General features: G+C 34.6%; 15 protein-coding genes and 1 pseudogene. 13 read left to right on the forward strand and 3 right to left on the reverse strand.

Features of this window, described 5'->3' with window-relative positions; all coding sequences use genetic code 11:
• The first annotated feature begins 106 nt into the window (after positions 1–106).
• The 7 genes from AN959_RS15995 to AN959_RS16025 all read left to right on the forward strand — a co-directional run bounded on the left by AN959_RS15995 (position 107) and on the right by AN959_RS16025 (position 7,247).
• The gene (locus AN959_RS15995) at positions 107–2,311 is read left to right on the forward strand and encodes a penicillin-binding protein 2 (RefSeq protein WP_056832203.1); all 2,205 of its coding nucleotides are present in this window, start codon (positions 107–109) and stop codon (positions 2,309–2,311) included.
• A gap of 162 nt (positions 2,312–2,473) precedes the next feature.
• Positions 2,474–2,890, forward strand: a complete 417-nt coding sequence (locus AN959_RS16000; RefSeq protein ID WP_056832205.1) for a hypothetical protein — start codon at positions 2,474–2,476, stop codon at positions 2,888–2,890.
• Between the two features lie 113 nt (positions 2,891–3,003).
• Positions 3,004–3,234, forward strand: coding sequence for a hypothetical protein (locus AN959_RS16005; protein WP_056832207.1), 231 nt, complete (start codon positions 3,004–3,006; stop codon positions 3,232–3,234).
• A gap of 232 nt (positions 3,235–3,466) precedes the next feature.
• Entirely contained in the window at positions 3,467–4,048 is a 582-nt protein-coding gene (locus AN959_RS16010; RefSeq protein ID WP_056832210.1) for a TetR/AcrR family transcriptional regulator, read from the forward strand.
• An 87-nt stretch (positions 4,049–4,135) separates the two neighbouring features.
• Positions 4,136–4,984, forward strand: a complete 849-nt coding sequence (locus AN959_RS16015; RefSeq protein WP_056832212.1) for an alpha/beta fold hydrolase — start codon at positions 4,136–4,138, stop codon at positions 4,982–4,984.
• Between the two features lie 36 nt (positions 4,985–5,020).
• Positions 5,021–6,082, forward strand: coding sequence for an alkene reductase (locus AN959_RS16020; protein ID WP_056832214.1), 1,062 nt, complete (start codon positions 5,021–5,023; stop codon positions 6,080–6,082).
• Between the two features lie 172 nt (positions 6,083–6,254).
• Positions 6,255–7,247, forward strand: a complete 993-nt coding sequence (locus tag AN959_RS16025) for an NADP-dependent oxidoreductase (RefSeq protein ID WP_056832216.1) — start codon at positions 6,255–6,257, stop codon at positions 7,245–7,247.
• Positions 7,248–7,581: 334 nt separating this feature from the next.
• Here the strand turns inward: AN959_RS16025 and AN959_RS16030 are convergent, their stop codons facing one another.
• Positions 7,582–8,355 carry an SDR family NAD(P)-dependent oxidoreductase gene (locus AN959_RS16030; RefSeq protein ID WP_056832218.1) on the reverse strand — a complete coding sequence of 258 codons (774 nt, stop codon included), beginning with the start codon at positions 8,353–8,355 and terminating at the stop codon, positions 7,582–7,584.
• 227 nt (positions 8,356–8,582) lie between these two features.
• Between AN959_RS16030 and AN959_RS16035 the strand changes: the two genes are divergently transcribed.
• The 5 genes and pseudogenes from AN959_RS16035 (at position 8,583) to AN959_RS22050 (ending at position 11,875) form a co-directional block, all read left to right on the forward strand.
• Positions 8,583–9,137: a TetR/AcrR family transcriptional regulator gene (locus AN959_RS16035; RefSeq protein ID WP_056832220.1), complete on the forward strand. Its 555-nt coding sequence runs from the start codon at positions 8,583–8,585 to the stop codon at positions 9,135–9,137.
• Between the two features lie 691 nt (positions 9,138–9,828).
• Entirely contained in the window at positions 9,829–10,455 is a 627-nt protein-coding gene (locus AN959_RS16040) for a hypothetical protein (protein WP_056832221.1), read from the forward strand.
• Positions 10,456–10,836: 381 nt separating this feature from the next.
• On the forward strand, positions 10,837–11,007 hold the full coding sequence (locus AN959_RS21765; RefSeq protein WP_253278930.1) for a hypothetical protein: 171 nt from the start codon (positions 10,837–10,839) through the stop codon (positions 11,005–11,007).
• A 221-nt stretch (positions 11,008–11,228) separates the two neighbouring features.
• Positions 11,229–11,426 (forward strand): annotated as a pseudogene (locus tag AN959_RS16045) (hypothetical protein); the annotation flags it as partial.
• Between the two features lie 317 nt (positions 11,427–11,743).
• Positions 11,744–11,875, forward strand: a complete 132-nt coding sequence (locus AN959_RS22050; RefSeq protein WP_371256572.1) for a DUF3953 domain-containing protein — start codon at positions 11,744–11,746, stop codon at positions 11,873–11,875.
• Positions 11,876–12,357: 482 nt separating this feature from the next.
• Here the strand turns inward: AN959_RS22050 and AN959_RS16055 are convergent, their stop codons facing one another.
• Both AN959_RS16055 and AN959_RS16060 read right to left on the reverse strand, forming a co-directional pair.
• Complete coding sequence (locus AN959_RS16055) at positions 12,358–13,482, reverse strand: DUF4179 domain-containing protein (protein ID WP_056832225.1); 1,125 nt, start codon at positions 13,480–13,482, stop codon at positions 12,358–12,360.
• Positions 13,483–13,485: 3 nt separating this feature from the next.
• Positions 13,486–14,022: a sigma-70 family RNA polymerase sigma factor gene (locus AN959_RS16060; RefSeq protein WP_056832227.1), complete on the reverse strand. Its 537-nt coding sequence runs from the start codon at positions 14,020–14,022 to the stop codon at positions 13,486–13,488.
• A gap of 307 nt (positions 14,023–14,329) precedes the next feature.
• On the opposite strand from AN959_RS16060, the gene AN959_RS16065 reads away from it, so the two are divergent.
• On the forward strand, positions 14,330–14,779 hold the full coding sequence (locus AN959_RS16065; RefSeq protein WP_056832229.1) for a GNAT family N-acetyltransferase: 450 nt from the start codon (positions 14,330–14,332) through the stop codon (positions 14,777–14,779).
• The last annotated feature ends 176 nt before the right edge of the window (positions 14,780–14,955 follow it).

The raw sequence follows: 14,955 nt of genomic DNA on the forward strand, positions 1-14,955 counted from the left end.
TAGGGTTCAAAGTTCAAGTGCAACTGTAGCAATTCTACAAGGTCTTTATGGGGAAAATCTTCTTTTATTACAAGGTTCTCTTCTATTTTTTAAAGGAGGTACTCCCATGCGAAAAATTCCCAATAAACGTGCACAAAGTATGAAAGCTAAACAACGATCAACTATTACTTTTCGTATGAACGTATTGTTTTTCTCGATATTTATACTTTTTACAATGCTAATACTAAGATTAGGCTATTTACAAATCGTTAAAGGAGAAGAATACACACGTGAATTAGCCCAAGGTGAAGAAATCCCGGTAAATACTAGTGTACCCCGTGGTCGAATTTTCGATAGTGAAGGACGGATAATGGTTGATAATCTTCCGCTACGAGCTATAACGTATACAAAAATGCAAACAACGAAGTCCAAAGATATGTATATAATTGCGGAAATATTAAGTGTTTTAATAGAAAAGAAATCAAACAATATTACCAAGAGTGATTTGCAAGATTTCTGGTTGAAAAAATATCCAGAAGAAGCACTTGAGTTGGTGACGGATAAAGAGCGTAAAAAAATAGAAGAAGATAAAGAATTAGAAAAAACAGAGATAAATAGAGCAATCGACCGTTTGACTAGAAGCAGAATTACAGAAGAACAATTAAATTCCTTTACTGAGGACGATTTGGAAGTCATTGCGATTTATAGAGAAATGGCTTCAGGATATGCATTATCTCCTCAGATTATTAAAGGAGATGACGTAAAAGAAGAGGTCACAGTTGAAGAATTTGCACGGGTCTCAGAAAGACTGGGTGAATTAGAGGGAGTTAATACGACAACCGATTGGAGAAGAGTAAAAACTTCTTCACTAGCTATATTAGGCTCAACTACATTGCCAAAAGTAGGTATTCCAAAAGATCGATTAGATTATTTTCTATCTAGAGACTATTCTCGGAATGACCGTGTAGGTACAAGTTATATTGAACAACAATATGAAGAAGTGCTCCAAGGTCAAAAAAGTGTGGTCAAAAATATTACGGATGGAAAAGGAAGAGTAATCGATATTCAGACAGTTTATGAAGGAAAACCTGGGAAAGATTTAGTGTTAACAATGGACAGTGAAGTTCAATTAGCGCATGAAGAAATTTTAGCAGAAGAACTACTTAAATTTAGTAAAAACAGTGGTGGTCAATATTTGCAAAATGCTTATTTTATCATGATGGATCCTTATACGGGTGAAGTACTTTCACTAGTAGGTAAACGTATTGGAACAAATGAAGAAACAGGTGCAAAAGAAACTAATGACTACGCATTTGGCGCATTTACTAATGCATATGAAGTTGGGTCCACTGTGAAGCCAGGTACTATACTTACAGGTTATCGTGAGGGTGTGTATCCAATCGGAGGCTCATTAGTGGATGAACCTATCCGTATAAAGGATTCGGCACCAAAAAGTTCTGTATTTAACCGATTCGGAAGCGTACGAATGAATGACTTACAAGCGCTAGAGCGTTCTTCCAATGTATATATGTTTAAAACAGCATATGGAGTTGCTGGCAGTACTTATAGACCAAACCAATCTATTAACTTTGGGACAGATGCATTTCTTAAAATGAGAAGTGGTTATGCTCAACTTGGACTCGGAGCATTAACAGGTATAGATTTGCCTGGAGAAGTGAACGGAAGAACAGGTGGATTTGAAGATGGTAAGCTGCTAGATTTAAGTATTGGACAGTTTGATACGTACACTACATTGCAATTAGCCCAATTTGTTTCTACGCTTGCTAATGGTGGTTATAGAATTCAACCTCACGTAGTCAAGGAAATTAGAGAGCCTTCTGAGGATGGCGTCCAACTAGGTAAAATAGTAAAGGAAATCACGCCAACTATACTAAACACAGTAGATAACACTCGTGAAGAAATCGAACGGGTTCGTCAGGGTATGAGACTTGTATATTTTAGTGGAAGTGGAACGGCGAATAAAGCCTTTGGAAATGCTCCATTTACTGGGGGAGGAAAAACAGGCACTGCTCAAGCTAGCTACTTTGATGCCGAGTTATGGCAAACATTTAATACTGTAAACTTAACCCATGTCGGTTTTGCACCATATGACAATCCGGAAATAGCATACGCACTCGTTATCCCGCATGCTTCGTTGGAATCATCATACAAAACAAATTTTTCAACTCCATTAGCACGAAGACTTGTCGATAAATATTTTGAGATTAAGCAAAAAAATAATGCGACATCCGTAAATGATGCAACTTCAACTCCACTTATAAAACCAGCATTTACAAATACTAAAATAGATGAAGAAGAAACAGAAGAATAACTCTCCTAATAAGGAACGGGTGCTTTAGTTAAAATTCATGGGGTTGCTTATGCAACTCTTTTTTCATATTTAACTAAAGCACTAGTTTAGTTGAACAAGCACTAAAATACATTTATAAAAATGCTAATATTGGAAATGTATAGTATTTAGGGGGGCGTAACTATGAGGTTAAATAAGATTTTAGGTATTATGTTTATTTTTTTGTCGCTGATCTTAAGTGCTTGTTCACAAGATGGGAAGGAATATAATTTTCATGGAAAAAGTAACAACTGGATTGTTAAGTACGAAACTGAAATAAGTAATGAAAGAGAATTGGCAGATGTATCATTTGAATATATCGGTAAAGAACCAGCACCAGCGGTATTTGGGTATAACTTAAAGAGTTCATGGTTTGAAATTACAAGTAAAGAAGAAAGATTTAACCAACAAGGTAAAAATATTAATTCTGGTAATAGTGAGTGTACAGGACCCCCATTAAACAATGAAAGTTGTGCAGTAATTATTGAAGAAGATGAACAGATGGAAGCAAAAATAGAGTGGGACGGCAATTCTGAAGTTATTATATTGAACAGAAAATAAAACTAAAGTTTGTGAAGTATGCTACTTAAACTAACGGGTGCTTTAGTGAAAGATCGTTGAGCTGCTAGATGGCTCTTTGTGGAATACAAGTATGCAGATTAAGGGGGAGTTTTGTGAAGTTATTGTTATCCATTCTATTAGCTGGTCTTTTAGGTATCTTGGTTATCTTCGGTTCTATTGGAATCTATATCTTATGTGCAATTATTGTCGGAGTCATTTTCAGGTCATTTATTTTAATTAATGAGATTCATAAACAAGTAGTACCAGCTAATAGCAATGTCAGGGTGAAAGAGGCGTACGAAAGATATATAAAAGAGAGAGACGAAAAAGAAACTGAAAATTAATGTATGACGTTTTTCAACTAACGGAGTGCTTAAGCTCACAAGTGGCTGAGTGTAAGGGTAGCTTTTTCTTATTGAACTAACGCAGCAGGTTAACTGAAAAAGTAACCAGACACTTTGTGGTTACGCTGAATAAATTTCTTTACTAATCATTTTAAATGGTGTACTCTATTTTTAGAATGACCGTTCTAAAATGTTATTAAAAGAAATTGTCCATTAAGGAGAAGGAAGTAAAATGTCTAGAAATAGGGAATTTGATGAGAAAGTCGTCCTTAGAAAAGCGATGGAACTCTTCTGGAAGCAAGGATATGAAAAAACATCAATGCAAGATTTGGTTGATTATATGGGTATTCATCGTAGAAGTATATATGATACATTTGGGGATAAACGCTCACTGTTCTTGGCTTCTTTAACTTACTATGAAACGTTTGTTATCGAAACATTTACTGGAATTATCAGTAACTCTACAACAGTAAAGAAAGCTGTTCGGGATGTTTTTAATTATGTTATACAATCAGCTGAATTAGACGTCTATCCAACAGGCTGCCTATCAGTAAATGCTGCTGTAGAGCTATCCTTACTAGACCAAGATATTAAACATATAGTGACAAAAATGTTTAAAGATACTGAGATTATGTTCGAGCAAATGCTTGAAGAAGGTCGAAAAAAAGGCGAGTTGAATGAAGAGCTAAATCCTCAAATTACTGCCCAATTTCTGCATAATAACCTTGTTGGTTTAAGGGTCATGGTTAAAACAAACTATTCAAAAGAGGAATTAGAAAATATCCTTGATTTAATGTTGAAAGTGTTAGATTAGCGCTTTCTTTTTTCTTTATTAATTCTAGAACGGTCGTTCTTAAAACATTAAAGTGATAAAACAAAATTAAAAATAAGGAGAATTCATATGTCAAACTTCACAATACCGACAGAATCAACATTTATAGAGGCGAATGGTACTCGTTTTGCTTACAGAAAATTTGGGGCTGAAACAGGTACACCTGTAGTTTTCTTAGTGCATTTTAGAGGGACAATGGAAAATTGGGACCCGAATATGGTTGCTCCAATCGCGAAAGAACGACCAGTAATTCTTTTTGATAATAAAGGTGTGGGGGAAACAAATGGGCAAACACCAGAAACTATTAGTGAAATGGCTCAGGATGCCGCAACGTTCATTAAAGCACTGGATTTACATAAAGTTGATCTTTTAGGATTTTCAATCGGTGGAATGGTTGCACAAGAATTAGCATTACAAGAAGGAGACCTTATTCGACGAATTATAATTGCTGGTTCTTCTCCAGAAGCAGGGGTAAACCCAGAACCAGTGATTTTTGAAAGAATGAAACGACATGGAGGAAATGTAGACAATGCCATAGACGATTTCATGTTCTTCTTCTACAAATCAACTGAAACAAGTAAATCTGCTGGGATGGATTCTTTGCAACGAATTATGAGTCAGAAACAATTTGAAAGTTCAGAACAAGTTCAAGCTGCTCAACTAAACGCTCTTGCAAAATGGGCACAACCGAAGCCTGATCAAGATTATGACTGGTTGAAAAATATCCCTCACCCAGCACTTGTGACGAATGGCATCGAAGATGTGATGGTACCAACAAAAAATAGTTTTATCTTATCTGAGAAGTTACCAAATGCCCAATTGATCATTTATCCCGATTCTGGTCACGGACACTTATTCCAATTCCCAGAGTTATTTGCTAAGAATGTGAATTCATTTTTAGATGCCACATCACTATAAGATTTATTATAAGCAAACAAAAAAAGGAGCTTGATTATGAGTAAATTATTTGATGAAGTACGTATTGGGAATTTCAACTTAAAGAATAGAATAGGTATGGCACCTATGACCAGAAGTCGTGCGTTAGAAGATGGGACACCGAGTGACTTAGCGGTTGAATATTACGGTCAACGAGCATCAGTTGGTTTAATTATCAGTGAAGGTACTCAACCTTCTGACGACGGTCAAGGCTATACAAACACACCGGGTATATATACTAAAGCTCACATTGATGGTTGGAAGAAAATCACTTCAAAAGTTCATAGTGAAGGCGGTAAACTGTTTATTCAACTGATGCACGTCGGACGAGTCTCTCATCCTGACAACACACCACATCACCGTCAAGCTGTTGCACCATCAGCTATTGCACCGAATGTGGAAATCTTCACGGCAGAAGGAATGAAGGAAATTCCTACACCGAGAGAGTTAACAGAAGGAGAAATTAAAGAAGTCATTAATGAATTTCGTTTAGCAGCACGCTCAGCCATTGAAGCTGGAGCAGATGGTGTTGAAATTCATGGTGCTAACGGTTACCTTATTCAACAGTTCTTAAGCGAAAATGCAAATCACCGTCAAGATGCATATGGTGGTTCTATTGAAAACCGTTCGAGATTTGCGATTGAGGTAGCTAAAGCAGTAGTTGAAGAAATAGGTGCAGAACGGACAGGTATCCGTTTTTCCCCACAAGGAACATTGAACGGGATAGAAGAAGGGGAAACAAATATTGATATGTATCGTTATTTAATTGCGGAGTTAGATAAGCTTAATCTTACCTATCTTCATGTCATGCACTTTGGAAATGAACCATTAGTACAGGAAATTCGCGAATTATGGTCGCAAGCTCTTCTTATTAACCGACCAGGACGACCTTTAGAGCATTTAGGAGTAGACGTAGATAATGAAGTGGCTGATGTTGTTACCGTAGGAACTTGGTTAATCTCAAACCCTGATTTGGTGGAACGCTTAAAAGTTGGCGCACCATTGAACGAACCTGACCGAAATACAATGTATGCTGGCGGTGCGGAAGGATATATCGATTATCCTTCCATGAAACAATAACTGGCATATAAACAGCAGGAACAATTAATGAAACTTTCCCATATCTATTCAAGTCTTGGGGGAGTTTCATAATGTTTGCGTTAAAAGAGAATGATGAAGTTTCAGGATATCTTGTTTTACAATAAAATCAGGAATTCACTAGTAATTAATGTAGAGAGGCAGGCGTTTTGGCGTGAGAGCATTTGTAATAGAAGGATATAAAAAAGATCCTACTTTTATTGAACGACCAATGCCCAAAATAAGAGATAATGAGGTTTTAGTGGAAGTACATGCAGCGAGTATAAACCCTCTTGATACAAAAATACGTAAGGGCGAATTAAAACTTTTGTTGCAATACGACATGCCTTTAACGTTAGGTAACGATTTTAGTGGAACCATTATCGAAGTTGGTAAAGGGGTAACCAAATTCAATGTGGGTGATGAAGTTTACGGTCGTCCTCGTTCAGAAAAGATGGGTACATTTACAGAATTTCTATCTGTTCATGAAGCAGATATTGCTTTAAAACCTAAAAACCTTAGTTTTGGAGAAGCAGCTTCTATCCCTTTAGTTGGATTAACTTCATACCAAGCTCTTCATGATATATTGAGTGTGAAAAACGGTCAAAAAGTTCTCATTCATGCTGGCTCAGGCGGCGTAGGAACTTTTGCTATACAACTAGCAAAAGAAATGGGAGCGTATGTTGCAACGACTTCTAGCGAAGGAATTGAATTAACCAAATCACTTGGAGCAGATAAAATCATTAATTATAAATCTGTGAATTTCGAAGACGTCATAAAAGATTATGACGCAGTAATTGATAGTGTTGGAGGTGAAACATTAGAGAAGTCATTTTTGACAGTAAAAAAAAGGGGTAAAATTGTTTCTATCGCTGGAACTCCAAATGGTCGTTTCGCAAAAGAAATGGGACTTGGTCTAATTAAGAAAACAATTCTCTCATTAGTCAGTTCAAAAATAACTGGATTGGAAAAAAAGTATGATATAAAATACACCTTTCTTTTTATGAAACATAGCGGGCAACAGTTAGAAATTTTATCAGAACTTTTAGAAACAGGAACAGTGAAACCAACAATTGACAGAGTGTTTCCTTTTGAAGATGCTAAACATGCGTTAGCGTATACAGAGACAGGTAAAGCTAAAGGGAAAGTAATACTTAAATTAAGGTGATACTGAGTGTCTGAATGAGCACTAGCTCAACAAAAAAGATACCTTACTAATAGAAATGTTCTTCAACTAACGGGTTCTTTAGTTAAACAAGACCATCATGTCGATGGTCTGTTTTTTTATCCAAAATTTCAAGTAGTTCTCAGAAATACATTAAACTAACGCAGCAGGTTATTTGAAGAAGGAATTAGAAGGTATTTAAAAATTTAGAGAATGTAAATAAGGGTTTATTTACTAATTAAACGAATGGTTGTTTTTTATATATAAAATAAGCTCAGTTCAATGAACTAAGCTTATTTTATATTTATTAACTAAAACTCTACGGCTTTCTTCGTGATTATGAACGTGTAGTCCATCCTCCGTCTACCACCAATTCTAACCCTGTTACATACTTAGATTCATCAGACGCTAAATATAAATAGGCATTAGCAATGTCTAAGGCTTCTCCAGCATAAGGTTTTAAAGCCGATCTTCCTTCATAATGTGTACCCATTTCTTCCTGTGTTTTAATACCAGCCTTTTCAACCATGCCAGTAAAAATAGCACCAGGATGAACTGAATTTACTCTAATATTACCTTCTCCAAACCATTGGGCTGCGTGTTTTGTTAATGCACGAACAGCACCTTTGGATGCACTATAAGCCGCACCGTGACCATCACCAAATCCGCCAACAATAGCGGCAATTGAAGAAGTATTAACAATAGAACCTCCACCATTTTTTTGCATATGAGGAATAACTGCTTTCATTCCTAACCATACACCAGTAGTATTGATAGACATCACTTTATTCCAATCATCTAATTCAGCTTCTAAAATACCTTTTGGAATGTGTATTCCAGCATTATTAACCAAAACATCAACTTTTCCGTATTTCTCTAGTGTTTTTTCAATTACAGTATGCCAAGAATCTGGTTGAGAAACATCTAATTGAATTGCTAGAGCATCCCCGCCGTTTGCAACAATTTCGTTTACTTTTTCTTCTAATACATCAACAACTACGTCAGTTGCAACAACTTTAGCCCCTTCTTTAGCGAACAGTTGGGCACCTGCTAATCCCATACCACTTGCCGCACCAGTAATAATAACTACTTTCCCTTTTAGTCTATCCATAGTTCTATCCATCCTTTCTATTTACCTGATCATTGAAGTTTAAATAACATTCCTCCTGTACAGATAAAATTTATTGTTAATTATTAAAGTAGACAACATAATGTCTTATAATTAAGTTTAAAATAGGAAAAAGCTTTCTTCAATCAGCAATATAATGGAGAATGTAGTTTAGTGGACATCTTTTAAGTAAGTGTCGAAGAAATAATCGAGTTTTGGGGGAATGTTAGTTGAAACCTGTTGATCCACGTGTTAAACGTACAAAGCGGTTACTTACAGATGCAATGATGAAATTAATGGTTGAAGAGGGCTACGAAGCCATAACTATTCGTGAAATAGTTAAGATTGCAGAAGTTAATCGATCAACGTTTTATCTTCATTTCCGAGACAAGCAGGATATGTTGGAACAAATGCAAGATGAAATATTAAAAGAATTTGAAGAAACCTTTTTATTTCCAACGTATACTTATGAATCAGCATTACATGATTATAAAAAATTTAGTCAGCCAATCAAAATACTTATTACAATGTTTGAACATATTCAGAAGCACGAATCTTTCTATCGAATAATGCTATCTGAAAGAGAATTCCACGATCGAGTTACGTTAGTCATTAAAGATGAGGTACTTCGTTTCCAAGATAGTGTTTGGGAAGCAACATTTATGGCAAATGGTTCGATTGGGCTGATTCTTAATTGGTTAGAGGGCGGAATGAAGGAATCAATCGAGGAAATAAGTTTATGGCTTACACGGGTTATTTTGTTTCCACTAGCAGATTTTAAATAAAGTCGTTTGATTTAGTCTTGAATGCTTTGTGGGCTTTTGTTCTCGTAAATGTAGTATATTTATTATTTATATTGTTTTTCAGAAAACATAAACAATTGATTTCAGTAATTCACATTTTAATTTTATTGATAATGGTACAATATTTCATCTTTGTTCAGCGAGATTATATATTCGATGAATTCCCTACAATTGCATATCCAATGATAGCGGTGGTATTGCTATCGTATTATGTCTTTTTTAGAGATTTGAATTCGTTTATAAAAACAAAGAAATTTGAAAGAAACGCATCATCTAAGGAAATTAAATGATTTAAAAGGAAGAACCTTATTGTTATCGATTGTCTGATTAGCCTTCTTGAACTAACGGGGCAGGTTAGATTAATAAGAATTAAAAGGCAATTGAATGATAACGGGTTCTGTGATGAAGTACAAAACTGCAAAATACCAATAAATGTATAACTTAAAGTACCGCAATTGATAGCGAATCTGTCATAAGATTTGTAGCAAAAAGAGGTACTTTTTTTATTTCAGATAATTGAGTTGAGATAACAATACTAATTTTAAAAAGGAAAACTTGTGTTTCGTCTAAATGTACAAAAGATAGAAAAATGGAAATTTTCGGTTTTTATAATGTATTTCAATTAACAAAAGAGTATAATTTTAACACTAGACAAATTATCAGGGGGACTAGTATGTATAATAAACAAATCAAAAAAATAAGAGGCATCTTTTTCTTGATTAGCTCGTGTTTTCTGTTTGCGGGTTGTTCAGAAGAAAAGCCTGAACTCCAAGAAGAAGTGGTTGTTTCAACAGAAGATAAAAATAAGGACGCAGTTCGTGCTGTTCTTGAATCGGAATTTACAGTTCCGAACGAAGAATATATTCTTATCCAGAAAAACATCAATAAAAAAATGGATGAAATCAAGCAAAATTTACCCGAAGGTACGGGCTTCGGAATACCAGTGGATTCACCTGAATGGCTTGCATATGAAGAATTAGTAGAAACAACATATAAACCTTACTTTATGGATTATATGTATGAGCAATTAATTCCTGCAAATAAAGCTTTCCAGTTCCACTTAAGTACGGAACTGGAGGAAGTTCGTTATGAAATGAAAGTTCGTGATATACAAGTAACTAAAAGTGAGAATATTAACACACCCAAGTTTTATGACATTACCGCTCAGGTAGAATATACGAATAATGCAGGTGAAGTTTCACAACACGAAGTAAAAGGTATGGCAATTCTTTCTGAACCAGGAAAAATTGGGAAGTTTGAAATACGGGATGATGGTGGTTTAGGAAAACAAGTTCAGTAGACCGACAATAACAACACAACATTAAAATTCTGCACTGCCTTCCGGTGGTGCGTTTTACTCAGTTTGTTGGAAATGGAAAATTGATTAAAATATTGGTTTTTAAAATTCCTACTTCAACTAACGGGTGCTTTAGTGAAAAATCGTTGAGCTGCTAGATGGCTCTTTGTGGAATACAGATAGGCAGATTAAGGGGGAGTTTTGTGAAGTTATTGTTATCCATTCTATTAGCTGGTCTTTTAGGTCGGACTTGCATCAAATAAAAATGGTATTAGCTGGCTAAGAAATTTAGTAAGTAACTTTGAATATAAGGTAGTTGAGGTACCTCTCCACCATACAATACTTCATCTTGACTGTGCTATTAGCTTGGTTAGAGAAGGGCTAATGATAGTTTGTGAAGAAGCGTTATTAGATGGTATATCTGAGCAGTATAAAGATTGGGATAGAATATATGTAACATCAGAAGACTCGTCCAGACTTGCAACAAATGGTCTTCCTATAAATGAGAATGTATATATTCCGATTATGAATTTAAATTTATCGGAGATGAATTAGAAAAAAGAGGAATTAAAGTAGAGTATATAGATTTTAAAATATCAAGAAGTTTCGGTGGGTCTTTTAGATGCAGCACTCAACCTCTTTTAAGAAGTGATGGCTAAATAACGTGCATGATTGTAGCACAAAAAATTAAAGGGGTGGGAATTATTTATAATGGAAACGCATTTAATAGTGAATCGCATTAATGGAGTAGTAAGTAGTAGGCGGAGGAGAAACATATGAGGTCGGAAATAGCTGATAAAACTTATTTCACTAAAGGCTGGGGCTACGTTGCAGCTCTTGCATTGTTACCGTATGCGATTTTAAAATCGCTTTGGGCATGGGGATCAACGGTAGGACTTACAACAAAACAAGCAGTACAAAATGTAGAAGGGTGAGGTGATACCATAAAGGAAGGACCTGCTTTTCTGTATACATAATATAACATCGAAATAGACTTCACAGCTATTTTAGCGATAGGTCTTGTTGAACTAACGGGGCAGGTTAGTTGAATAGGATTCAAAAATTTGAAACACATATCCCTTTTAAACGTATTAAAGTAAAGAGTAATTATATTGAATTAAGGTATCTTTTGAAGGTAACCGATTTTTGGTGGGAGGCATAAAAAATGGCAGAAAAAAAGGTTGATATATTAAAATTATTTCAAATAATCTTTGCAATCTGTGCCTTGTTAATTAGTGTTTACAGTTTGGTTACGGAAAACTTCAACTTGCAACCATTGATGTTCATACTTATGAGTGCAATGTTCATTATTATAGGATTGCGAGAATATAAAAGAACTCAGAGTTTATCGTGGGGTCTCTTCTATTTGTGCATATCATTCTTTATTTTATTCGTTGCTATTCAAGGGATTATGGTTAATTAACGGGGTGTTGTTCAAATCAGGAGACAATGCTCTTTTTAGTTAAACTTTACTTTGAACTAACGAAGCAGGTTAGTGCAATAAGGGAAATTGAAAAAAACATTCCTTTGACCATAAGTACAAATATTTATAATAAATGTATCTCGGAGATACTTTAAAAAAATGCATGAAGAGGAAGTATTTTTATATCTTCTGAGGGGATTCATTTGTCTTTTAATTTTTTCTATTTAAAAGGCTGTGCTTTTTCTTTTGCAAGGTCTTCCGCCATACTGGCAAGGGCATCTCCATATGGTTAGAATATAAATAGGTCCTTCTGTTTGGTCATGAGTCAATAGCCGTTGACAATTATGATTATACAGAGGGTTTTACTTTTTTAAGATCGATGAAAAATCTTTCAAAAAGGGATATTTTCTTTTGTTTAAATAAGGTCCACCTAGCAAAAAGCTAGGTAGACCTTTATAAGAATATAGTCAGTGAGAAAAATGCTAATTCTTATTTATTGGCACTTGAATGGGTTCAATAGTATAAGGTTTCATTACTGGCACTAGGGGACCAGCACCATTTGAATCAGGATTAGCCACTTTCATCACATTTATGATTGGCGTTATCGTGAGAGTTGTCGCTGCATCATCGAAAACATTCGTCGTAATTCTTGGATAACTTCTATGATTCGCATCAAAATCTGTACTGTGACCAGTATCTCGGTAATGGACATATTTGTATTCTTTTCCTAAATTATCGGATATTAAGTATTCGATTGAAACGCCTCTCATTTCTTCCTCTTCTTGTGAAACTACCCGCTCGTCCACTAGTTCCGACAGATATATAGTAGAGGAAATGGGAGTTTGCGTTATTTTTGTTAACTCAACTTCAATCCCTTCCTCTTCTGTGGAAAATTCACTAGTAGCAAATTTTCTTGTTTTATTATCTAACATGTCTAAAGAAAATTGGAAAGACCAACTTCCTAACGTGGCTTGTCGAACATTATTTAAATTAAGTACTGTATCCCCCGTCCATGTAACATGAAGGGTGTCGGGTTTAAATCCCTCGAGTAATTGATAGATATATATTACAGCGTATTCATGGTCATTTATTTTTTCTACTATATAATTTTCAAAATATCCATTATCCTTATAACGATCTCCAAATTCATCTACAATTATTTTACCTTCTAAAACAGGTCTCTCTCCTAAATCCTGTTCACTCTTAATCGTGTAGGCAATTGTTATATTTTCTCCATCATATACTGCATTAGTTGTAGTAATATTTATCCCGTTACTTTCTTGGGTTATCCCTATATCGGTCGAATGCTTGTCATATTCCTCAAATACATAGTTTTCATCATGAATCAATAATTCAAATATGTTACTAAGAATTGGTACCTTAGCGGCCAAAGCTGGAAATGTAAGGATAAATGTAAAACTAGAAATGACAATAAAGGAGGCTACAGCTAATAAAAAATAGTTTTTCTTTTTCTTCATCTTAGTCTTTGTTGATATTTTGTTATAGATCCTTTTTTGAATGCGCTTTCGCTCCATTGTTGAAAGTGGTATTTCTTCAAACTCAGTTACGTCTAATCTTACATCATTTAACTCTTTAAATATGGACATCCTTTACACCCCATCCTTCAATAAAATAGTTTTCAACTTTTTTCTGCCTCTAGAAAGTTTATTATGCACCCAAGATTGTTTTACTTTGTATTCCTTGGCAATTTCGTTGGCTGGAACACCTTCCACATAGTATTTTTCAAATATCGCTCGTTCCTTATCGTTCAACGCACTTAATATGGTAGCTAAGTCGATTCCACTTGGCTTGACTATTGATTGATTATATACATGTTCATCAAACTCAAACTTACTTACATGTCGCTTTACTTTTTCAACTTTGCGTATATAGTCAATAGCACGGTATTTGGCAATTGCGGCAATCCATTGCCTGAACTCATTTTTTTTATCATCAAATGAATCTATATTAAACCATATCGAAATTATCACATCCGCTAAGCATTCTTCTATATCTTGTTGATTGCCGTTCAAATATCTTCGAATGATACTATTAAGCAGACCTTCATAATTTTTAATAAGATAAGGAATAGTCTTTTCATTTTCTAAGATTATTTGTTGTACAACGTTTTCATCCGTTATTTTCACTTCAACCTCTCCTTTTTTGTTTTGGGGTACCCTGCCAATTAATACGTATCTAAAGATAAAAACCTATCAAAGAGGTAAATATTTTTGTTAAATACAGTCCTAATATCAGCTTACACGAACTATTAGACCTCATCAAAGGTTGGTTTTTTGTGTTGTACACTTGGAACATAACGTGTAATAGCACCACCTAATTGGTGGTGTTTTTTATGTTGTATAATTTAGAAAAATATGGTAATGTTGAAATGGATTTTCTAATTTAACTAACTTCCCGGTAGTTGAAAATAATAAAATTGGAAGAGGTTTTACCTTGATTAAAATAATTGACATTAGTGTTAGAGATAACGCTATTGATGTATTAAACATTCAAATACCATCCTATATGGTAGAGGCTGAAATAATCGGTACCAATGAAATACCGCCATTGAGAGATACAGTTGAAACATTGCAAGAATGCGAAGAAGTATTCTTTGGTTATTACGAAGATGAAGACCTATGTGGAGCAATATCATTAAAAATAGAAAATAATGTTGTTGATATACACAGGTTAATTGTACATCCAACACATTTTAGAAAAAGAATTGCCCAGAAACTTTTAAATTTTGTAACAAATAATTACGAAGTTAAAAAAATAAAAGTGGCGACTGGTTCTAAAAATACTCCAGCAGTTAGTTTTTATATAAAGAATGGCTTTGAAAATATTAAAGAAGTCACAGTAAATGAAAATCTATCTCTAACCTTTTTTGAAAAGAAATTATAATTTTCTTTTTGAAGTAACGTCCGTATTATTTTAAAAAGATGTCATTTAAGTCAGCAGAGATTTGCTGGCTTTTTATTTAGCAATTGAAACATAATGTCCATCTTTCTTACCAACTAACAGGGCAGGTTATTTCAAGAAAAATTAAGGGTTGAAAAACTATTCTCATTGGAGGTTAG

This window comes from Psychrobacillus sp. FJAT-21963 (genome assembly GCF_001420585.1).
GTDB lineage: Bacteria > Bacillota > Bacilli > Bacillales_A > Planococcaceae > Psychrobacillus.